This window comes from Streptomyces collinus Tu 365 (assembly GCF_000444875.1).
Taxonomy (GTDB): domain Bacteria; phylum Actinomycetota; class Actinomycetes; order Streptomycetales; family Streptomycetaceae; genus Streptomyces; species Streptomyces collinus_A.
In genome coordinates this window covers 5,175,462-5,197,268 of sequence record NC_021985.1, presented here as the reverse complement: position 1 = coordinate 5,197,268, position 21,807 = coordinate 5,175,462, and the positions used below count along the sequence as shown (strand labels likewise).

Sequence of the window (21,807 nt, the reverse complement as noted above, 5' to 3'; positions counted from 1 at the left end):
GCCTCCGGCCCCCGCCTTCACAGGGGGCCGGAGGCCGCTTCCGTGCGAACCCGGGGGCCGGTGGGCCCGGCGGGCTCAGTGGAAGAAGTGGCGCGTGCCGGTGAAGTACATGGTCACGCCGGCCTTCTTGGCGGCCTCCACGACCAGCTCGTCGCGGATCGAGCCGCCCGGCTGGACGATCGCCCGCACGCCCGCGCCGATGAGGATCTCGGGACCGTCCGGGAAGGGGAAGAAGGCGTCCGAGGCCGCGTAGGCGCCGCGGGCCCGCTCCTCGCCCGCCCGCTCGACGGCCAGCTTGCAGGAGTCGACGCGGTTGACCTGGCCCATGCCGACGCCGACCGAGGCGCCGTCCTTGGCGAGCAGGATCGCGTTGGACTTCACCGCACGGCACGCCTTCCAGGCGAAGGCCAGCTCCTTCAGCTCCTCGGCGGAGAGCGCCTCGCCGGTCGCCAGCGTCCAGTTGGCCGGGTCGTCGCCGTCGGCCTGGAGCCGGTCGGTCTCCTGCAGCAGCACACCGCCGTCGACGGGCTTGACCTCGACGGGGTTGGCCGGGCCGTTCGGGGCCCGCAGAACCCGGATGTTCTTCTTCTTGGTCAGGGCCTCCAGGGCCCCGTCCTCGTAGCCGGGCGCGACGATGACCTCGGTGAAGATCTCCGCGACCTGTTCGGCCATCTCCTTGCTGACCGGCCGGTTCACGGCGATGACCCCGCCGAACGCGGACAGCGGGTCGCAGGCGTGCGCCTTGCGGTGCGCCTCGGCCACGTCGGCGCCGACCGCGATGCCGCAGGGGTTGGCGTGCTTGATGATCGCGACGCACGGCTCGTCGTGGTCGTACGCGGCACGGCGGGCGGCGTCCGTGTCCGTGTAGTTGTTGTACGACATCTCCTTGCCGTGCAGCTGCTCGGCCTGGGCCAGGCCGGCGCCGCCGGCGTCGACGTACAGCGCCGCCGGCTGGTGCGGGTTCTCGCCGTAGCGCAGGGTGTGCGCCCGCTCCCAGGTGGCACCGAGGAAGTCGGGGAACGGCGACTCGTCCACGGGCGCGTAGGAGGAGGCGAACCAGGAGGCGACGGCCACGTCGTAGGCGGCCGTGTGCTGGAAGGCCTCGGCGGCGAGCCGCTTGCGGGTGACGAGGTCGAAGCCGCCGGACTGCGCGGCGGCCAGCACGTCGGCGTACCGCTCGGGGCTGGTGACCACGGCGACCGAGGGGTGGTTCTTGGCGGCGGCGCGGACCATCGAGGGGCCGCCGATGTCGATCTGCTCCACGCACTCGTCGGGCGAGGCGCCGGAGGCGACGGTCTCCCGGAACGGGTAGAGGTTGACGACGACCAGGTCGAACGGCTCGACGCCCAGCTCGGCGAGCTGCTCGCGGTGGCTGTCCAGACGCAGGTCGGCGAGGATGCCCGCGTGCACCCGCGGGTGCAGGGTCTTGACCCGGCCGTCCAGGCACTCGGGGAAGCCGGTGAGCTCCTCGACCTTGGTGACGGGGACACCGGCGGCGGCGATCCGGCCGGCCGTGGACCCGGTCGAGACCAGCTCGACCCCGGCCTCGTGCAGCCCGCGCGCGAGGTCTTCGAGGCCGGTCTTGTCGTAGACGCTGACGAGCGCCCGGCGGATGGGCCGCTTGGTGCTCTCGGCGGTGGCGGTCACTGGATAACTACCTTTCGTCCCTCAATGCGATAGCCGTTGCGGGCGAGCCGCCCCACGACCTCGACGAGCAGCCTTCGCTCGACTTCCTTGATGCGCTCGTGCAGCGCGCTCTCGTCGTCCTCGTCCCGGACCTCGACCACGCCCTGGGCGATGATCGGGCCGGTGTCGACGCCGTCGTCGACGAAGTGGACGGTGCAGCCGGTGACCCGGGCGCCGTACGCGAGCGCGTCGCGCACGCCGTGGGCCCCGGGAAAACTGGGCAGCAGGGCGGGGTGCGTGTTGACGAACCGGCCGCCGAACCGCGCGAGGAATTCCTTGCCCACGATCTTCATGAACCCGGCGGAGACCACGAGGTCGGGCTCGTGGTCGGCCACGGCACGGGCGAGGGCCGCGTCCCACTCCTCCCGGCCGGCGAAGTCCTTCACCCGGCACACGAAGGTGGGCAGCCCGGCCCGCTCGGCGCGGGCGAGGCCCTCGATGCCGTCGCGGTCGGCCCCGACGGCGACGATCCGCGCGCCGTACGACTCGGCTCCGGTGCGCTCGATCTCGTCCAGGAGCGCCTGCAGGTTGGTGCCGGATCCGGAGACCAGCACGACGAGGCGCTTGACCGCTTGGCCAGCGGTGGTGGCGGCCACGGTGGGGCCCTTTCTCGGGGGAGCGATGTGTCCGGCCGGCGGTTTGTACAGTCGTACGAATGCTTCGCGCCCCGGGATACGGGGAAGTCTACGAAGCGGCCGACCGTCAGCAACGATACCGGCACCGTCGAAGGCCCCCGGGGGACGGGTGTGTGGCCGGAAGGTAGCGTTCGGGGGGATCAACCAGGAGCTGCCCCGGGAACGCGGTCGTCGTGCGGTGCGTTGACGGGGTGGAAGCTCATGTCGCACAGCCGTACTCATCTAGGGGAAGACGCTCTTTTGATGCCCGACCGCAGCCTGCGACTCCTCACGTTCCCGCCGCACCCGGCCCAGGAGGGCGAGCGGGGCGCCGTGCTGCTGCGGGAGAGGCCGGCCTCGCCGCCCGAGGCGCCCCAGAACGGCGGGGACGGCGACGGACGCGGCGGCGAGCAGCAGGACGACAACCCGTTCGCGCCGCCGCCCGAGGGCAGCCCGGACCGGCCCTGGCAGCCCCGTCACCCCGAGGGGTCCAAGGGCTCAGGGCACGGCCCCGGCTGGGGCGGCCAGTGGAGCGACCACCAGCCCGGCCGCTCCCCCGGCGGCTTCGGCCAGCGGCCCGGCGGCGGCCCCGAGGGCCCCGGCGGCCCGGGCGGGCCCAACCTGCGCTGGGACCCGACGGACCCGGCCCAGCGCCGCGCGCGCTACGCGCTGCTGTGCGGCATGTGGTCCGTCTTCTTCGCCCTGTTCAGCTGGCCCTACGTGTCGCTGCTGCTGGGCGCGCTGGCCCTGTACTGGGGCATCAGCGCCCTGCGCGCCAAGCCCCGCACCCCGGACCGGAACCCGGACACCCCTGCTCCGGCCGCTCCCCCGGCCCCGGCCCCGGGCGGCCGCCCGCACACCACGGCGGCGATCGGCGGCGTGGTCACCGCGTGCCTGGCACTGGCACTGGTGGGCACGACGTTCACCGTGCAGCTGGTCTACCGCGACTACTACACCTGCGTCACCGACGCCCTCACCCACGAGGCCAAGCAGTCCTGCGACCAGCTCCTGCCCAAGGAGCTGCGCGGGGTGCTCGGGGTCGACAACAGCTGACGCCCTAGGGGGCACCGCCCTCGCGGCCCTCGGGGCCGGACTCGTCGGGTGCGGCGGCCGAGTCGGCGGCCGGGCCGGTCGAGCCGGCCGCATGGTCCGCCTCTCCGGCCGGGCCGGCCGGGCCTGCCGGGCCTGCCGGGCCTGCCGGGCCTGCCGGGCCTGCCGGGCCTGCCGGGCCTGCCGGGCCTGCCGGGCCTGCCGGGCCTGCCGGGAGATTCTGGTGTGCCGCGCCCGCCGGATCCGCCGTGCCGCCCTTCCCCACCGTGCCGGTCGCCTCGTCCGTGCCGGGCACTCCGTCCGTGCCGGGCACTCCGTGCGTGCCGGTCCCGTCCGCCGGGCCCCCGGTGGGGGCGGACCCCTTCTCCGCGGGCCGGCCGGCGGCCTCCGGCGGCGCCGAGGCCTCGCGGAGGGCCGCCCAGCGCGAGGTACGCGCGAGGTCGTCGTGCTGCCAGGCCGGGGGGAACGGGTCCTGCGCGGGCACGAAGTCGTACAGCTCGTCCTCGCCCGGCCCGGTGGACGGCGCCGCGGCACGGCCCGCGCCCTTCGCCGCCTTCCCCGCCGTGCCCATGGGCGACTCCTGGGCCGCGGTCCTCGCGGCCCCCTTCGCGTTCCCGCCGGCCACCCCGGCCACCGACCGCGCCGCCGTCCTCCCCGCGCCGGTTCCCCGGCCCGTGCCTGCCCCCTGCCCCGACCCCGGTACGGCCCTGGCGTGCACCCCGCGGCGCCACAGCCGCCACCCTCGTACCGTCAGCACCACCGGCAGTCCGGTCACCGTGATCCAGCCGGCGGTCGCTCCGCCGCTCTGCCACCAGACCGGCCCGAACCGGGACAGTGCCGCCGTACCCAGGGGGCCGCCGGACAGCGCGGCGAGGAGGGCGAGGAAGCCGGCGCAGACCAGCGCGGACAGCACGAGGACCCCGGCCGTGCGCGCCGCCGGCCAGGGCGCCGGTGACACGGGGGCGGGCGCCCGCCTGCCCTGCTCGTCCCGCTCCCCGAGCCGCACGGCGGCCCGCGCCACGAACCAGGCGACCGTCACCCCGGCCACCACCGGCACCACTCCCACCGCCCAGGTGAGCCGCGTGCCGGGGCCAGCGTCCGGTACCGCCGCGAGCAGCGGGAAGGGGGGCAGCAGGGGCGCCGGGTCGGAGGCGAGCGGGTGCACCAGGTGCCCGGCGCCGAGGGCGAAGCCGGGGCCGAGGGAGTAGGACGCCGACCACACCGCCGCGTTGGGGATCAGCGCGACGCCGAGCAGCAGGACGGCGAAGCGCCCGGTCCAGCCCTCCGTGAGCTGGAGGAAGGACGCCCGTGCCGCCGGTCCGTGCAGCACCAGGGACCCGGCGAGCAGCAGCGCCCCGCCCCCGGACAGGACGGCGGTACCGGCTCCCGCCGCCCGTACGGCGGCGCCGAGGCGTGGTCCGGCGTCGGACCCGAACAGCAGCAGCCGCAGCCGGTCGGGCAGCACCAGCAGCAGGCGGAGCACCGGTTCGCGCGGGCAGCCGTGGGCCGCCCAGACCCCGCTCGCCGCCGCCCCCGCCGCGACCACCGGCAGACACACCGTCACCCACACCCAGGAGGGGCGGAGTTCGCTGCCGGAGCAGTACAGCGCGGCCGCCCCGCCGACGGCGAGGTAGCCGAGGACCACCCCGGTCCACGCGGTGCGCGCCGGGACGGGCGGGGGGCCGTCGGGTTCGGCGGGCACCTCCGTCGCGTCCCGTGCGGCCCGGTGCAGCAGCCACACGGGCAGCGCGAGCAGCAGCAACGGGGTGACGCCCACGGGCAGGGGAGCGCCGGAGAGCGTGTCGGTGCGGACCAGTTCGACCCCGTGCGCGAGCAGCCAGAGGGCGGCGGCGACGTGCAGCGCGCCGCCCGGCCCGCTGTCGGGGTACGGCGAGCTGATCCACAGGGCGAGCACGAGGACGGCGAGCGAGCCGAGGCCGAGCCCGGCGGCGACCGCGCCGCCCAGCAGGCCGGCGCCCAGGCCGGGCGATCGGTCCCGCAGCCGCTGGAGCAGGGGCGACAACGACGGTCGGCGAGCGGTCATCAAGGTCACCCCGCCATGCTCCCAACGACACGCGCTTTCCCGTCGTAACAGGAGAACCTCCGATGTGTCGCCCAATATATGTTTATGTACTTTTTCGTACGAAGGGGTGGTGTCCAGTGACGGAAAGCCCTACGGTCCCGGGTGAGCGACCGCCCGAAAACGCCGGTGTGCCCGCGGCCCTGACGCCCGATCAGGCGTTCGACGCGCTGTACGCGTTCTGCGCTCCCGCCCTCGTACGGCAGACCTACCTGCTCTGCGGGCGCCGCGAGCTGGCCAGGGAGTCCGTGGAGCGGGCCTTCCAGTTCGCCTGGCAGCGCTGGCCCGAGGTGGCCCGCGACCGGGACCCGGCGGGCTGGGTGCGCGCGATCGCCTACGAGTGCGCCCTCTCCCCCTGGCACCGCTTCCGCCCCCGCTACCGCTCCCCCGAGCCCCCGCCCGCCGACCCGGCCGACCGCGCCCTGCTCACCGCCCTGCTGCGGCTCCCGCCCTCCTACCGGCGCACGCTCGTCCTGTACGACGGCGTCGGCCTCGACCTGCCGGAGACGGCGGCGGAGACGGAGGCGAGCACCCCGGCCGCCGCCGGCCGGCTGACCCGGGCCCGTGAGGTCGTCGCCGAGCAGATCCCGGCGCTGGCCGACCCCGGGGTGCTGCACCGGCGCCTGGCCGAACTGGCCTCCTCGGAGCGGCTGCTCGCGACCGGTCCCACCACGGTGCGCACCTGCGGCGAGCGCCGCAACGTGTTCTGGACCCGGGCGGCGATCGCCTTCACGGTCACGATCATCGGGGCGACGGCACTGACCCTGCGCTCCGCGCCCACCCACTACGAACCGCCCATCGCCCCGGCCCAGGCCGTCCAGGGCGTGCCGCCTCCCCCGGCCCTGGGCCCGCTCTCCCCGGAGCAGCAGGCGCTGCGCGCGAAGCTCCGGCGCGCGGAGGACAACGGCCCGGACCGCATCGCCCCGGCGGCCCGCTGACCGTGCCCGCGGGCGGCCGGACCCGCCCGCGGGCACCAGAACGCCCGCAGGCCCGCCCCGGTGACGGGACGGGCCTGCGGGCGTGCGGCGAACTCAGGCGCTCAGGATCTCCCGGGCCAGCTTCGCGGTCTCGGTCGGGGTCTTGCCGACCTTGACGCCGGCGGCCTCGAGGGCCTCCTTCTTCGCCTGGGCGGTGCCGGACGAACCGGAGACGATGGCACCGGCGTGGCCCATCGTCTTGCCCTCGGGTGCGGTGAAGCCCGCGACGTAGCCGACGACCGGCTTGGTCACGTTCTCCTTGATGAACGCGGCCGCGCGCTCCTCGGCGTCGCCACCGATCTCACCGATCATCACGATGAGCTCGGTCTCGGGGTCGTCCTGGAACGCGGCCAGGGCGTCGATGTGCGTGGTGCCGATGATCGGGTCGCCACCGATGCCGACGGCGGTCGAGAAGCCGATGTCACGCAGCTCGTACATCATCTGGTACGTCAGCGTGCCGGACTTCGAGACCAGGCCGATGCGGCCCGGCTTCGTGATGTCGCCCGGGATGATGCCGACGTTCGACTGGCCCGGGGTGATGATGCCGGGGCAGTTCGGGCCGATGATGCGGGTCTTGTTGCCCTTCTTGCCGGCGTACGCCCAGAAGGCGGCCGTGTCGTGCACGGCGATGCCCTCGGTGATCACGACGGCCAGCGGGATCTCGGCGTCGATGGCCTCGACGACCGCGTCCTTGGTGAACTTCTCCGGCACGAAGATGACGGAGACGTTGGCGCCGGTCTTGTCGATGGCCTCCTTGACGGTCCCGAAGACGGGTACCTCGGTGCCGTCGAAGTCCACGGTCTGACCCGCCTTGCGCGGGTTCACGCCGCCCACGACCTGGGTGCCGTCACCGAGCATGAGCTTGGTGTGCTTCATGCCGGTGGCGCCGGTCATGCCCTGGACGATGACCTTGCTGTCCTTGTTGAGCCAGATAGCCATGGTGTGTTGTGTCCTCGTCCTGAGTGCTTACTTGGCGGCGTGGGCCAGCTCGGCGGCCTTGTCGGCCGCGCCGTCCATGGTGTCGACGCGCTGCACCAGCGGGTGGTTGGCGTCCGTGAGGATCTGCCGGCCCAGCTCGGCGTTGTTGCCGTCGAGGCGGACGACGAGCGGCTTGGAGACGTTCTCGCCGCGGTCCTCCAGGAGCTTCAGCGCCTGGACGATGCCGTTGGCGACCTCGTCACAGGCGGTGATGCCACCGAAGACGTTCACGAAGACGGACTTGACGTCCGGGTCGCCCAGGATGATCTCCAGGCCGTTCGCCATGACCTGGGCGGAGGCGCCACCGCCGATGTCCAGGAAGTTGGCGGGCTTGACGCCGCCGTGGTTCTCACCGGCGTAGGCGACGACGTCCAGGGTGCTCATGACGAGACCCGCGCCGTTGCCGATGATGCCGACCTCACCGTCGAGCTTGACGTAGTTGAGGTTCTTCTCCTTGGCGGCCGCCTCGAGCGGGTTGGCGGCGTCCTTGTCGTGGAGCTCCGCGTACTCGGGGTGGCGGAACTCGGCGTTCTCGTCGAGCGACACCTTGCCGTCGAGGGCGATGACCTCACCGGAGGCGACCTTCGCGAGCGGGTTGACCTCGACGAGGAGGGCGTCCGACTTGATGAAGGTGTCCCACAGCTTGACGAGGACGTTCACGACCTTGTCCGCGACCTCGGCCGGGAACTTGGCGGCCTCGACGATCTCGCGGGCCTTGGCCTCGTCCACACCGTCGATCGGGTCGATCGGCGTCTTGGCGACGGCCTCCGGACGGGTGGCCGCCACCTCCTCGATCTCCATGCCGCCCTCGACGGAGGCGATGGAGAGGAAGGTGCGGTTCGCACGGTCGAGGAGGTAGGAGACGTAGTACTCCTCGACGATCTCCGGGGCGGTCTCGGCAATCATGACCTTGTGGACCGTGTGGCCCTTGATGTCCATGCCGAGGATGTCCGTCGCACGGGCGACGGCCTCGTCCGCGGAGGCGGCCAGCTTGACGCCACCGGCCTTGCCGCGGCCACCGACCTTCACCTGCGCCTTGACGACGGACTTGCCGCCGAGCCGCTCGGTGATCGCGCGCGCCGCCTCAGGCGTGTCGATGACTTCACCGGCCAGCACCGGTACATCGTGCTTGGCGAAGAGGTCCCTCGCCTGGTACTCGAACAGGTCCACGCGCTTCCGTCCCTATCAGTGATCTCGCGGTTCGTTGGATGCGTGGGCGTGCCGCGAAGGGCAACGTGACGTCCGCTTGTCACTAGGGGAGCGCACACGGTGTCCGAGCGCGCGGCATGTCCGTCTCGCAGGTTATCGCCGCTACCCGGAGCGCCCTAAATCGAGGGTCACACCTGAGCGGTGATACCTGTCACATGATGCCGGGTTTCCTGACACGCGGTGCCGACCTCGCGGGGAAGTGCGAGGCCTCACCGGGCTGGGGTTGACCCGGTGAGGCCCCTGGCCGGGCCCGGAGGGGCCCTGAGCGGGTGATCCCCACCCCAATGGGGACCACCCGCTCCTTCTCGCGGGGGGCCGGCCGGACGGTCCGACGGCGTTCGGCCGTCCGGGTGCCGACGGCCCCGCGGAGTTCATGGGGGCGTCAGCCCAGGTAGCTGATGCCCTGCCGCACGCGCTGCACGCCGTGTGGGCGAGCCGTGTCGTGAACACGGCCAGAAGGGACGGCACCGGCGCTCCGCCCGGCCCCGTCGACGAGACGCCCGCCCGCGCCCACCGTCCGCGCGAGGGTCGCGGGGAGAGAGCCGGGAGGGAGAGCCGGGAGGGAGGGCCGCGAGGCGCGGTCCGGCCCGGAGACCTAGCCGGGGGTGACCAGCACGTCGCGGTGCCGTTCCCGGGTCCGTGGCGCGTCGGCACGGGCGACCGTGCCGGCCGGCGCGAGCCGCGGCGGCGCCCCGGCGTCGGGCGCGACGGCGCGGCCGTCACCGTGGCGGGGCGCGGGGGCGTCGGCCACCTGCTTGGCCAGCACGCCGTCCGGGTCCCCGGGGGGACGCGACGGCGCCGGTGCGCCGGCGGGCAGCGCGACGGGAGCCGCGCCGGGACGGGCGGAGGCCCGCGCGGGCGCCGCGGAAACGTGGGCGGCGGCGCTGGTCGCGTGCGGCCCGTAGGCGGTGGCCGACGGGCGCGCGCCCGAGGCGGCGGTACGGGCCTCGCCGCGCACCCGGTGCGCCGGGCCGGCCGCCGCTGCCGTGCCGCCGTTCCGGACGGGCCGGGACGCGGAAGCCGTCGGAGCTTCCGGCGCCGGTCGCGCCGGTCGTGCCGGTCGCGCCGGAGGCTCGGAACCCCCGCGGTCCTGCGGCAGGGGCGGGGACGGCGGACCGGAAGCCGGCTCAGGCGTGCCCGGCAGCTCCGGCAACTGCGGGCCCGGCAGGGCCGGGAGATGCGGCAGCGCCGGCAGCTGCGTGCCCGGCAGATGCGGCACGGTCGGCGGATGCACGGTCGGCGCGGGCGGGAGAGTCGGCAGGTGCACCGGGGGAACGGCGGGCAGGGCCGACACCTCGGCCTGCGCCCCCTCCAGGGCCCCGGAGGCCGTGCGCGCCACGTCCCGCACCGGGATGGTGACTTGACCGGTGACCGCCGTCGGCGCTCCCTCGGCCGCGTGGGCCTGCTCCCCGCAGAGGAAGCCGAGCACGAACAACCCGCCCACGACGAGCACCAGTTGCAGCGCGCGGCGGCCGGCCGCCGTACGCAGCACGCGCACGGCGGTACCGAACGGAGCGGCTGGCAGGGTCAAGAGGCGGACGCTTCCTCGGATCGGCACGGCAAAGCGGCGTCGATCCTCGCACGTTCCGCCCGAGGTAGCGCAAGCCCTGTGTTACCGATGGGTAGTCATGTCCCTTTTACGGCCGGGCGTCACGCGGTGTCCGGTATCGGCAGGGGCCGCTTCTCGATCGCCGCCGCCATCACCTCCGGGAACAGATCGGGGGTGCAGGCGAACGCCGGTGCGCCGAGCGCAGCAAGCGCCGCCGCGTGGTCGCGGTCGTAGGCGGGCGCGCCCTCGTCCGACAGCGCGAGCAGGGCGACGAACTGCACTCCGGACGCCTTCATCGCCGCGACCCGCTTCAGCATCTCGTCGCGGATGCCCCCCTCGTACAGGTCGCTGATCAGCACGACCACCGTCTCGGCGGGCCGGGTGATCTGCGACTGGCAGTAGGCGAGGGCGCGGTTGATGTCCGTACCGCCGCCGAGCTGGGTGCCGAAGAGGACGTCGACCGGGTCGTCGAGCTGGTCGGTGAGGTCCACCACCGCCGTGTCGAAGACGACCAGCCGGGTGCTGATCGACCGCATGGAGGCGAGCACCGCCCCGAACACCGACGCGTGGACCACGGACGCCGCCATCGACCCGGACTGGTCGATGCAGAGGACGACCTCCTTCTTCACCGACCGGGCGGCCCGCCCGTACCCGATGAGCCGTTCCGGCACGACCGTGCGGTACTCGGGCAGATAGTGCTTGAGGTTGGCCGCGACGGTGCGGTTCCAGTCGATGTCGTGGTGGCGGGGCCTGCTGACGCGCGCGCTGCGGTCCAGGGCGCCGTCGAGGGTGGCGCGGGTGCGGCCGGCCAGCCGCTTCTCCAGGTCCTCGACCACCTTGCGCACCACCGCCCGCGCCGTCTCCTTCGTCGTCTCCGGCATCGCCTTGTTCAGCGAGAGCAGCGTGCCCACCAGGTGCACGTCGGCCTCGACCGCCTCCAGCATCTCCGGCTCCAGCAGCAGCGAGGCGAGGCCGAGCCGGTCGATGGCGTCGCGCTGCATGACCTGGACGACGGAGGAGGGGAAGTAGGTGCGGATGTCCCCGAGCCAGCGCGCCACGGACGGCGCCGAGGCGCCCAGGCCCGCCGCGCGTTCCCGGCCCGGCTGCGGCTTGTCGCCCTTGCCGTAGAGCGCGGCGAGGGTGCCGTCCATCGCCGCGTCGCGGCCCGACAGCGCGCATCCGGTGCCGTCGGCCTGGTCGCCGCCGAGCACCAGCCGCCAACGGCGCAGCCGCTCACCCGCCGGGTCGCCGTCGGGCGCCCCGGCCGCCACCCCCGCCGCCGCGTCCGGCGTCGTCGCTCCGGTCGTCATCCGCCCACCCCCACAAGACCTACGGCTTCGGCCGTCCGCTGCGTCCGCCCGTGTTCCGCCGCCTCCTCCGGGTCCGGGCCGAGGAGCAGCCGCAGGACCGGCAGGACGGCGTCGGCCCGCTCGGCGTCAGGTTCGGCGGCGAAGCCCGGTGTGCCGACCGCACGGGAGGCCGGGACGGCGGGCCCGCCCGGGCCGCGCCGCACGAGTTCGCCGAGGGTTCTGCGCACGGCGGGCTCGTAAGCGGAGAACGTGCGCCGCAGCAGGGGGAGCACGTCCGTGAACGCCTCGGCGGACACCCCCGTCAGCCAGCTGTCGACCAGCGTGAGCAGCCGGTCGTCGTGGACCAGCAGCATGCCGCCCCCGCCCCCGACGAAGCCCTCGATCCACGCGGCCGCGTCGGCCGGCGGGGTCCCGGGCGACAGCACCAGTCCCATCAGCCGGGCCGCCTCCCCCGGCCCCAGCTCGCCGTCGTCGAGCAGCAGGCGTACGGCCCGTCCCCTGACCACACCTGGCACCGTGTCCCGCAGGGCCAGCGTCCGCAGCACCGAGCGCCAGCGGGCGCGCAGGTCCGCGTGTCCGGTGCCCGGCGTACCGGTCGGCGTCTCGGCCAGGAGGCCCACGGCGCCGTGCACGGCGTCGACATGGCTGCGCATCTCCTCCGCCGCGTCCGTGTCCAGGGCGGCGCAGGCGGGCGGGAGGCCGACGAAGATCCGCTCGGCCAGGCCCGCCGCGACGCCCGCCAGGGCTCCGGTGTCGGTGCCGCGCACGTCGCCGTAGCGCAGGGAGCGGACCAGGGCGGGCAGCGCCTGGGCCAGGTGACCGACGTCCGTGTCCAGGGCGGCGCGGTCGGCGAGTACCCGCATCACCACGGGCAGCGCGTCCGGCAGCCCGGCGAGCAGGCAGTGCTCGGCGAGCGTGGTGACGTCGGCGAGGGCCCGGGCCGCCGTCGCCTCCGCCTCGGCCCGGGCCGTGGCCGCCGCGAGCACGGTCGTCCCCCACACGCCGGCCTCGGCGACCCGCACCGAGAGCTCCGGCTCCCAGCGCAGCCGCCAGGTCTCCCGGAAGGTGCCGGTGCTCCCCCGCGACCGGGCCGGCTCGCCCCAGTCGACGCCGAGCAGCCGCAGCCGGTGCAGCAGTCTGCTGCGGCCGGCGTCGGTCCCGCCCCGCAGGTCGAGTTCCAGCTCGCGCTCCAGGGCCTCCGGCCGCAGCCGCAGCCGGCGCTGCTCGCGGGCCAGGTCGCGCTGCAACGGCACCGCGGGCGCCGCCTGTGGCACCTCCCCCAGCACGTCACCGACGACCAGCCGGTCGTGCACCAGCGCCAGCGGGACGTCCGAGCCGTCGCACATCACCGCCCGCACCGCTTCGGTGGTCTCGCTCAGACCGGGCAGCGGCCGGCCGCGCATGGCGGCCAGCGTCTCCGCGAGCCGCACCGCCTCGATGACGTGCGCGGAGGAGACGACGCGGTCCTCCTCGCGCAGCAGCCCCGCCACCTTCGTCAGCCATCTCTCGACCGGCCTGTCCCTGGCCCGGAACAGGTGCCCGTACCAGCCCGGCGAGTCGATCCCCGCGCCGTACCCGCTCGCCCGGGCGAGCCTGCGGTGGGTCCACGGCACCCAGGTCAGGTCGGTCCTGACCTTGGGCAGGCCCTTCAGCAGCGCCCGGTCCGCGGTGACGGTGGTCCTCTCGCGCAGCGCGGGTACGTGCCACGCCCCGCACACCACGGCCACCGCGTCCCCGAACTCCTTGCGCGCGGCCCGCACCTTGAGCCGCATGTGGGCCTCGCGCACCAGGTCGCGGGGCCGGCCTGCGGCGCCGTACCGCTCCCGCAGCGCCGTCATGGCCTCCTCCAGCGCGGTGAACGGCGCGAACGGGTCCCCCAGGCCCGAGCCGCGGTGCTCGACGACGTCCTCCCACCAGCGCTCGGGGTCGTCGTGCCCCGCGGTCTCGGCGAGCACGGCGAGCGGGTCGACGCGCAGGTCCCGCCCGGGGCCGGCCTCCTCCCCGGGACCGGACCCCTCCTCGGCGCCAGGCTCGTCCTGGTCCCCGGTTCCGGCGGGCGTGTCGCCGCCGGCGTCGGTGCCCTGCGGTGCGTCGGACTCGGTGTCCCACGCCAGGGTGTGGGTGGCGGGCAGGTCGACGAAGCGGGCCGGGACGCCCTGTTCGAGGGCCCAGCGGATCGCCACCCACTCGGGGCTGAACTCGGCCAGCGGCCAGAAGGCGGAGCGGCCGGGCTCGTCCACGGCATGGGCGAGCAGCGCCACCGGAGGCCGCATCTCCGGGTCGGCGGCCAGCGGGATCAGCGGGTCTGCCTCCGGAGGCCCCTCGATCAGCACCACCTCGGGCCGGGCGGCTTCCAGGGCGGCCCGTACGGCGCGCGCGGAGCCCGGCCCGTGGTGCCGTACCCCGAGCAGCAGCGGCCCGCGGGCGTACACCTTGCCCCAGGTGGAGTCGTCGTCGCTCGCCGGCTCGGCCGGCCCTGGTGCGTGCGCCTTCCCCCAGGTGGAGTCGTCGCTCGCCGGCTCGGCCGGCCCGTGGGCGTACGCCCTTCCCCAGGTGGAGTCGTCGCTCATCGGCTCACCTCGCGGCAGGCCCGGTAGAAGTCCTTCCAGCCGTCGCGCTCGCGCACGACGGTCTCCAGGTACTCCTGCCAGATCACGCGGTCGGCCGCCGGGTCCCGGACCACCGCGCCGAGGATGCCGGCGGCCACGTCCGCCGGGCGCAGGACGCCGTCGCCGAAGTGGGCGGCCAGGGCGAGGCCGTTGGTGACGACGGAGATCGCCTCGGCGGTGGACAGCGTGCCGCTCGGTGACTTCACCTTCGTCCGGCCGTCGGCGGTGGTGCCGTCGCGCAGCTCCCGGAAGACGGTCACCACCCGGCGGATCTCGTCGATGCCCTCCGGCACGGCCGGCAGGTCCAGGGACCGGCCGAGCTGCTCGACGCGCCGGGTGACGATGTCCACCTCGGCGTCGGGGCTCTCCGGCAGCGGCAGCACCACGGTGTTGAAGCGGCGGCGCAGCGCGCTGGAGAGGTCGTTGACCCCGCGGTCGCGGTCGTTGGCGGTGGCGATGAGGTTGAACCCGCGGACCGCCTGCACCTCCTGGCCCAGTTCCGGGATGGGCAGGGTCTTCTCGGACAGGATGGTGATCAGCGTGTCCTGCACGTCGGCCGGGATGCGGGTCAGCTCCTCCACCCGGGCCGTCATGCCCTCGGACATGGCCCGCATGACGGGGCTGGGCACCAGGGCGTCGCGGCTGGGTCCGTGCGCGAGCAGCTGCGCGTAGTTCCAGCCGTACCGGATCGCCTCCTCCGGGGTGCCCGCGGTGCCCTGGACCAGCAGGGTCGAGTCGCCGCTGACCGCGGCCGCCAGGTGCTCGGACACCCAGGTCTTGGCCGTGCCGGGCACACCGAGCAGGAGCAGGGCGCGGTCGGTGGCGAGGGTGGTGACGGCGACCTCCACGATGCGGCGCGGGCCCACGTACTTCGGGGTGATCACGGTGCCGTCCGGCAGGGTGCCGCCGAGCAGGTACGTCGCCACCGCCCACGGCGACAGTCTCCAGCGGGCCGGGCGCGGGCGGTCGTCCTGGGCGGCCAGCGCGGCGAGTTCGGCCGCGAAGGCGTGCTCGGCGTGCGGGCGCAGCGCCTGAGCGGCCGTGCTCCCGCTGTTTTCGACGGAGTCCGGTTCCACGGATTCCATGGACACAGTCATGGCTGAGGCCCCCTCCAGCTCGGCCGGTGGTCATCTGGCATCCACCGTGCACCACGCCACTGACAATCGCCCTGACCTGTGCAAACGCCCTGTCAGGGCCGATTGTCAGTGGCGGGACCTACCGTCGGTGGCATGACTGAGCAGGGGGTGCGCTGGACCGCTGAGCAGGTGCTGGCACTGGCGCCTGACGCCGCGTCACGCAAAGCGGGGAGCAAGCTGGGCACGGCCGGGCCGTGGTCCGGGGCCGGCAGCGGAGAGGGGACGGTGTGGGGGCTGTGCAAGGGCAGTGGCAGCAAGCCGTACCAGACGGTGGTGGACCTCGCGGGCACCGCGGGGCCCGCCTACAAGTGCAGTTGCCCGAGCCGGAAGTTCCCGTGCAAGCACGCGCTGGGACTGCTGCTGCTGTGGGCGGAACCGGGGGGCGAGGTCGCCCCGGTGGCCGAGCCGCCGGAGTGGGCCGAGCAGTGGCTGTCGGGCAGACGCGGGCGCGCGGAGGGCGAACGGGCTGAGAGCGGCGGGAGTTCCGCCACCGGGTCCGCCGACCCGGAGGCGGCGCGGCGGCGGGCGGAGCGCCGGGCCGAGCGGGTGACGGCGGGCGCGACCGAGCTGGAGCAGCGCCTGTCCGACCTGTTGCGCGCCGGTCTGGCCTCGGCCGAGCAGGCGGGGTACGGCCTGTGGGACGAGACGGCGGCCCGCATGGTCGACGCGCAGGCGCCCGGACTGGCCGCCAGAGTGAGGGAGTTGGGGGCGATACCCGGTTCCGGACCCGGCTGGCCGGCCCGGCTGCTGGAGGAGTGCGCCCTGCTGCACCTGCTGGACCGGGGCTGGCTGCGGCGCGACCGGCTGCCGGACGAGCTCGCGGCCACCGTCCGCTCCCGGCTCGGTCTGCCCGCGCCGGCGGACGGCCCGCCGGTGCGCGACCGCTGGCTGGTCCTCGCGCAGTACGACACGGTGGACCCGAAACTGACGACACGCCGGATCTGGCTGCACGGCGCCGAGTCGGGCCACACCCGGCTGCTCCTGTCCTACGGCGCGGCGGGCCGGGCCCCCGAGCTGTCGCTGCCGGTCGGTCTGGCGGTGGAGGCCGACCTGACCGGGTTCCCTGGCGCCGGACAGGCCCGGGCGGCGCTGGGCGAGCGGTACGCCCCGCCCGCACCCACCGGCCTGCGCCCGCCCGGTGTGACCACGGCCGAGGCCGCGGCCCGCTACGGCGAGGCGCTGTGCGCGGACCCCTGGCTGGACTCGGTCCCGGTCACCCTGGACCGCGTCGTCCCGGCACCGGGCCCCGAACCGGGTTCCTGGCAACTGGCCGACGCGGAGGAGGACTCGGCGCTCCCGGTCGTCGCCGCCGCACCGTCCCGAGCGGGTCTGTGGCGGCTGGTCGCCCTTTCGGGCGGCGCCCCCGTCAAGGTCTTCGGCGAGTGCGGCCACCGCGGCTTCACCCCGCTGACGGCCTGGCCGCAGGGGCCGGGCGAGCCGGTGACGCTGTGCTGACGGCAACGGGACGGCCGCAGCCCGAGAGGGCGGCGGACGGGCGCGCCGCGCGGAGGGACGCGACGGGAGCGGCACGAGGAGAGCGACGGCATGACGCAAACGGCGTGAGGGAGGAGAGGGCGTGGCGGAAGAAGACGGCATGAACGGCAGCCCGGCCGCCGGGGGCGCCCCGGCAGCCGCGAGCCCCTGGGAGGATCTCGTCACCACGGCCCTCCTCGGCACCGACCGACGGCCCCCGGCGGTGGCGCCCGGCGGGCAGGCCCCGGCGGCGCTGCTGGACGCCGCCGCCGTGGCCACCGTGCGGCGGCGGGCGGGACTGCGGCCCGGGCGGGCCGCGCCCCGCCCGGAGCCCGCTCCGCGCGACCCCCGGCCCGCGCTGCCCGCGGCCGCGTCGCGCAGGCTCGCGATCCTGCTGGCCGACCGCCCCGGAGGCGGGGGCGGCGGCCGGCGCGGCAGCTCCCCGGACCTCATCGAGCTGCTCCCGCAGTGGCTCGCCGCGGCCGGCGCCCACGGGTACGCGGCACCCCCGCAGGCGCTGCCCGCGCTGCTGGACGCAGCCCGCGGCCGGACGGACCTGCGGCCGGCGGCGCTGGCGTTCGCCGGGCCCCGGGCGCTGTGGCTGGCCCGGCTGAACCCGGACTGGCGCTTCGCGCTGCGCTCGGCGCCGGGCGGCGGTGCGACCCTGCCCGACCCGGCGGACGGGGAAGCGGTGCGGCGGCTGTGGGAGGAGGGCCTGTTCGCCGAGCGGGTGGCGCTGCTGGCCGCGCTGCGCGCCCGTACGCCCGCGCCCGCCCGGGAGCTGCTGGCGTCGACCTGGCCGACGGAGCGGGCCGAGGACCGGCTGATGTTCCTCGACTCGCTGCGCACGGGCCTGTCCCTGGAGGACGAGCCGTTCCTCGAACAGGCGCTCGGTGACCGCAGCCGCAACGTCAGGTCGACGGCGGCGGAGCTGCTGTCCACGCTGCCGGGGTCGGCGCTCGCCGCGCGGATGGCGGTCCGGGCGGCGGCATGTGTGGCCCTGGACCGGACGGGGAACTCGCCGACGGTCGTCGTGGAGGCGCCACCCGAGTGCGATCCGGGCATGGAGCGTGACGGTGTGGCGGCGAAGCCTCCCACGGGCAGAGGAGAACGGTCGTGGTGGCTGGGTCAGCTGGTGGAGGCGGCACCGCTCGGCATCTGGGCGGGCCGGCTCGGCGGACGTACTCCGGAGCAGATCGTGGGGCTGCCGGTGGCGGACGACTGGCAGGCGGAGCTGCACGCGGCCTGGTGCCGGGCGGCGGTGCGCCAGGGCGACGCCGTGTGGTCGAGGGCACTGCTCGGCACGCCGTCGGCCCCGGAGGCCGGCGGGCCGGGAGCGGTGTCGCTGGCGGAGCGGGCGAAGCTGCTGGGCGCGCTGGAGCCGGAGGAGCGGGCCGTGTGGGTGGCCGGGTTCATCGCGACGCACGGCCTGTCGGAGGCGTTCCAGCTGCTCGGGGTGTGCGCGGTCCCATGGGCCGCCCCGCTCGGCCGGTCCGTGGTGGACGCCCTGGACATCGCACGGGACGCGGGCAGTTACCCCTGGAGTTTCAGCGGGGTGATGGGACTGGCCGAGCGCTGCCTGGACCCGGCGGAGGCCACCCGCCTGGAGGGCCTGCTCACGCTGCCCGACGAGCGGGAGGACGCGTCGCCGGGCGCCGGGGGCTACTGGGCCGAGGCGTTCCAGCGGCTCACCGCCACGCTGCGGCTGCGGGCGGCGATGGCCGCGGAACTGCGGCCGGAGACGCCGAGCCGCCCCGGGTCACCGCTGCCGTCCGGGCCGCTTCAGGGGTACGGCGGCTAGGCGGGCTGCCGGACGTTGCCGCGCACCCAGTCCACGATCTCGGTGGTGGTCGCACCGGGAGTGAAGATCGCCGCGACACCCTTCTCCTTCAGCGGCGGGATGTCCTCCTCCGGGATGATGCCGCCGCCGAAGACGAGGATGTCCGCGGCGTCGCGCTCCTTGAGGAGGTCGATGACGGCGGCGAAGAGGGTGTTGTGGGCACCGGAGAGGATGGACAGGCCGATCGCGTCGGCGTCCTCCTGGATGGCGGTGTCGACGATCTGCTCCGGCGTCTGGTGCAGGCCGGTGTAGATGACCTCCATACCTCCGTCGCGCAGCGCCCGCGCGATGACCTTGGCCCCGCGATCGTGGCCGTCGAGCCCCGGCTTCGCCACCACCACGCGGATCGGACCGGCTGCCACACCCATCACTGCCTCCATCAAGCGACCACGGAAGCGACCGCTTCCGCTCGTACCGACAAGTACCGCATATCTGGCACGTTCCGCCACCCGTGGGCAAGTGAACGAACGTTATCTCCAGCATCGCGCAACCGGCGGTTTTACGGTGCGGACAGAGGGGGAAATCACACGGTGGGACATGAGGGCACACGGGGGACCGAGCCGTCCCCCGGGTGCCGACAGGAGGTCGGCCAATGAAGGTCACCGGGGTACTTCCGCTCTTCCTCCCGTTCTACCGGCGCCTGTGGCCCGGCAGACTGGTCGACCTCTCCATGACACTGTTCAAGGCGACCGCGCTGGAGGCCGCGATCCTGGCCGGCCACCTGCTGCTGTATCCGACCGGCCTGGTCCAGGAACGCCGCTGCGCCCCGCTGGCCGCCGGGGAGGGCACGACGCGACTGCCCGCCCGCCCGGGCCCGCCGGTGGTGCTGCTGCACGGGTTCATCGACAACCGCTCCGTCTTCGTCCTGCTGCGCCGCAGTCTGGTCCGCAACGGCGGGCAGCGCGTCGAGTCGCTGAACTACTCCCCGCTGACCTGCGACATCCGGACCGCCGCCGAACTGCTGGGCCGGCACATCGAGGAGATCTGCGCCCGCACGGGCAGTGACCGCGTGGACATCGTGGGCCACAGCCTCGGCGGTCTGATCGCGCGTTATTACGTGCAGTGTCTGGGCGGTGACCTGAGGGTGCGCACGTTGGTCACGCTGGGCACCCCGCACTCCGGCACCCGGGCCGTGCCGCTGGCCAGCGCGCATCCGATCGTGCGGCAGATGCGTCCGGGCTCCGAGGTGATCGAGGAGCTGGCCCGGCCCGCGCCCGGCTGCCGCACCCGCTTCGTCAGCTTCTGGAGCGACCTGGACTCCGTGATGGATCCGCTGGAGGCCGCCTGCGTCGACCATCCCGACCTGGACGCGCTGAACGTGCGCGTGACCGGGATCGGGCACCTGGCCCTGCCGGTGCACCCGGCCGTCGCGGCCGGGATACGCGAGGCCCTGGAGGCCGCGCGGGCCGAGGAGACGGTCGCGGGCGGCCTGACGGTGGCCTGACGGCACCCCGGGAGCGGCTCCGGCCGGGCGCCCGGACGGGCGAACGGGTGGTTCGCCGGACCTCACGGCAGGCGACACAGCCGTCCCACAGGTGACCCACCGTCACCCATCATCGAACGCATTTCGAACACAAAGCCAAACTCGCGTCCGCCGTCCCCCGAAACACGGGCGATTGCCCGTTTCCGGCCAACGCGAAACCAGCCGAAGATTGTCGCGCCCGCATACCGCCGGGTACAGTCGCCGCACTGCTCTGGCAGCCCCTGTTGTCGAGGCGAAAGAGAAGTTGGTGAACGACCGTCACCCGTCGGGGAGTACGACCACCCCGGCCCCGGCTTCCGACGCCTCCGCCACGCACTACGCGCCGTACGGGACCCAGGAAGCCCACTACGGCGACTTCACCACGTACGGCGGACACGACGCCACCGGTTTCACGGCCGGTTCCACCGGCACCGGAACCTTCGCGGGCGACCCGCTCTTCGGCAGCCTCCCGGACGGCGACCAGCACACCTACGCCGCCACCCAGTGGGGCACCGGCACCGGCCACACCCCGGGCTACGACTCGTACCCGGCCCAGCACCACACGGCCTACGACTCCGGCACCTACGACAGCACCGCCTGGACGGTTCCCGCACAGGCCACCGGGCACGACGTCAGCGGCCAGTGGGACGCCGGCGCCTGGGCGCAGGCCGGACAGCCGGGCCACGACGGCCGGTCCGCCGTCGCCGAGCCCACCCAGCAGTGGGACTGGAACGCCCAGGCGTTCGACACGGGTGCCTACGACGCCACGCAGTGGAACTCCGACGGCACGGCCGCGGCGCACGAGCAGCTTGCCGAACCGTTCGACCAGCAGGCCACGGCCACGTTCGAGCAGGTCGGCGAAGCGCAGGCGACCACCGCCTTCGAGCATGCGTCCTACGAGGACACCGCCTACGGCGAAGCCGGCCACCTCGGCACACCGGACGACACGGCCACCGAGGACGACGAGCCGGGCTCCACGGGCGAACTGCCCGCCGTGTCCGACCTGCTCGACGACCAGGAGGAGACGACTCCGGCCCCGGCGTCCCGCGCGGGCTCGCGCGGCGCCGCGCGCTCCCGGCGCCGTACGCCCCCCAAGCGCTCCGCGCTGCTGACCATCGCCGTGCCCTCGGCCTGTGTGATGGGGGTGGCCGGGATCGCGGCCGCCTCCGTCGGCGGTCTGACGGGCGACGGCGGCAGCAACACCACCACCACCGCCCTGGACGCGCACGCGGTGAAACCGTCCGTCGCCAACAGCAAGCTGGACGCCCAGCTCCGCACGCTCTCCGCCGGGGCCGACGACTTCGCCGACCGGGCCAGCCGTACGCAGGACCGCATCGACCTTAAGGCGCAGCAGGAACTCCAGCAGAAGAAGGCGGCCGCCCAGGCCGCGCTCAAGGAGCGGCTGCGCCCCAAGTTCGCGCTGCCGGTCGCGCAGCGCGGGCTCAGCGCCTACTTCGGCCAGGCCGGTGTGAACTGGATGTCCGTGCACACGGGCATCGACTTCCCGGTCTCGTACGGCACCACCGTCATGTCCGCCGTCGACGGCGTCGTCTCCACGAAGTGGAACAGCGCCTACGGCAACATGATGATCGTGACGGCGAAGGACGGCACGGAGACCTGGTACTGCCACCTCTCCAGCTACCGCGTCGCCTCCGGCACGAGCGTCAAGGCCGGCCAGCCGATCGCCTTCTCGGGCAACTCGGGCAACTCCACCGGCCCGCACCTGCACTTCGAGGTCCGGCCCGCGGGCGGGGCGGCCATAGACCCCCTGCCGTGGCTGCGCAGCCACGGTCTCGACCCGACCTGATCCGAACCTGATCCGGGCCGATCCGAC

Annotated in this window: 16 protein-coding genes; 6 read left to right on the top strand and 10 right to left on the bottom strand. The window is 74.6% G+C overall.

Annotated features, from left to right (window positions below):
- Window positions 1-75 precede the first annotated feature (75 nt).
- A complete protein-coding gene (purH, locus tag B446_RS22720) occupies window positions 76-1,647 on the bottom strand; it encodes a bifunctional phosphoribosylaminoimidazolecarboxamide formyltransferase/IMP cyclohydrolase (RefSeq protein ID WP_020941765.1) in 1,572 nt (523 codons plus the stop codon).
- On the bottom strand, window positions 1,644-2,282 hold the full coding sequence (purN, locus tag B446_RS22715) for a phosphoribosylglycinamide formyltransferase (protein ID WP_020941764.1): 639 nt from the start codon (window positions 2,280-2,282) through the stop codon (window positions 1,644-1,646). Before purN ends, purH begins: the two co-directional genes overlap by 4 nt.
- A gap of 282 nt (window positions 2,283-2,564) precedes the next feature.
- Between purN and B446_RS22710 the strand changes: the two genes are divergently transcribed.
- Window positions 2,565-3,353, top strand: coding sequence for a hypothetical protein (locus tag B446_RS22710; RefSeq protein ID WP_020941763.1), 789 nt, complete (start codon window positions 2,565-2,567; stop codon window positions 3,351-3,353).
- A gap of 4 nt (window positions 3,354-3,357) precedes the next feature.
- On the opposite strand, the gene B446_RS40390 is transcribed toward B446_RS22710, so the two are convergent.
- The gene (locus B446_RS40390; protein ID WP_078614927.1) at window positions 3,358-5,394 is read right to left on the bottom strand and encodes a DUF6350 family protein; all 2,037 of its coding nucleotides are present in this window, start codon (window positions 5,392-5,394) and stop codon (window positions 3,358-3,360) included.
- Here B446_RS40390 and B446_RS22700 point away from each other — a divergent pair.
- Window positions 5,340-6,368: an RNA polymerase sigma factor gene (locus B446_RS22700; RefSeq protein WP_419184177.1), complete on the top strand. Its 1,029-nt coding sequence runs from the start codon at window positions 5,340-5,342 to the stop codon at window positions 6,366-6,368. The two genes, B446_RS40390 and B446_RS22700, sit on opposite strands and share 55 nt — an antisense overlap.
- Before the next feature lie 93 nt (window positions 6,369-6,461).
- Here B446_RS22700 and sucD read toward each other — a convergent pair whose 3' ends face one another.
- From sucD to B446_RS22670, 6 genes are all read right to left on the bottom strand, one after another.
- A complete protein-coding gene (gene sucD / locus B446_RS22695) occupies window positions 6,462-7,346 on the bottom strand; it encodes a succinate--CoA ligase subunit alpha (RefSeq protein ID WP_020941760.1) in 885 nt (294 codons plus the stop codon).
- A gap of 27 nt (window positions 7,347-7,373) precedes the next feature.
- Window positions 7,374-8,555, bottom strand: coding sequence for an ADP-forming succinate--CoA ligase subunit beta (gene sucC, locus B446_RS22690; protein ID WP_020941759.1), 1,182 nt, complete (start codon window positions 8,553-8,555; stop codon window positions 7,374-7,376).
- 634 nt (window positions 8,556-9,189) lie between these two features.
- On the bottom strand, window positions 9,190-10,125 hold the full coding sequence (locus tag B446_RS36180; RefSeq protein ID WP_020941757.1) for a hypothetical protein: 936 nt from the start codon (window positions 10,123-10,125) through the stop codon (window positions 9,190-9,192).
- 119 nt (window positions 10,126-10,244) lie between these two features.
- Window positions 10,245-11,453 (bottom strand): VWA domain-containing protein, encoded by a 1,209-nt coding sequence (locus tag B446_RS22680; protein WP_020941756.1) that lies wholly within the window; start codon window positions 11,451-11,453, stop codon window positions 10,245-10,247.
- Window positions 11,450-14,023 (bottom strand): DUF5682 family protein, encoded by a 2,574-nt coding sequence (locus tag B446_RS22675; RefSeq protein WP_020941755.1) that lies wholly within the window; start codon window positions 14,021-14,023, stop codon window positions 11,450-11,452. Before B446_RS22675 ends, B446_RS22680 begins: the two co-directional genes overlap by 4 nt.
- Window positions 14,020-15,147: an ATP-binding protein gene (locus B446_RS22670; protein ID WP_020941754.1), complete on the bottom strand. Its 1,128-nt coding sequence runs from the start codon at window positions 15,145-15,147 to the stop codon at window positions 14,020-14,022. The genes B446_RS22675 and B446_RS22670 overlap by 4 nt, the downstream gene beginning before the upstream one ends.
- 144 nt (window positions 15,148-15,291) lie before the next feature.
- Between B446_RS22670 and B446_RS22665 the strand changes: the two genes are divergently transcribed.
- Window positions 15,292-16,653: an SWIM zinc finger family protein gene (locus B446_RS22665; RefSeq protein ID WP_043476264.1), complete on the top strand. Its 1,362-nt coding sequence runs from the start codon at window positions 15,292-15,294 to the stop codon at window positions 16,651-16,653.
- Between the two features lie 139 nt (window positions 16,654-16,792).
- Window positions 16,793-18,472, top strand: coding sequence for a DUF5691 domain-containing protein (locus tag B446_RS22660; RefSeq protein ID WP_052352345.1), 1,680 nt, complete (start codon window positions 16,793-16,795; stop codon window positions 18,470-18,472).
- On the opposite strand, the gene B446_RS22655 is transcribed toward B446_RS22660, so the two are convergent.
- Window positions 18,469-18,879, bottom strand: coding sequence for a cobalamin B12-binding domain-containing protein (locus B446_RS22655; RefSeq protein WP_020941751.1), 411 nt, complete (start codon window positions 18,877-18,879; stop codon window positions 18,469-18,471). The genes B446_RS22660 and B446_RS22655 overlap by 4 nt on opposite strands.
- A 224-nt stretch (window positions 18,880-19,103) precedes the next feature.
- Between B446_RS22655 and B446_RS22650 the strand changes: the two genes are divergently transcribed.
- Complete coding sequence (locus B446_RS22650) at window positions 19,104-19,955, top strand: esterase/lipase family protein (protein WP_020941750.1); 852 nt, start codon at window positions 19,104-19,106, stop codon at window positions 19,953-19,955.
- A 286-nt stretch (window positions 19,956-20,241) separates the two neighbouring features.
- Window positions 20,242-21,780 carry a M23 family metallopeptidase gene (locus B446_RS22645; RefSeq protein ID WP_020941749.1) on the top strand — a complete coding sequence of 513 codons (1,539 nt, stop codon included), beginning with the start codon at window positions 20,242-20,244 and terminating at the stop codon, window positions 21,778-21,780.
- The last annotated feature ends 27 nt before the right edge of the window (window positions 21,781-21,807 follow it).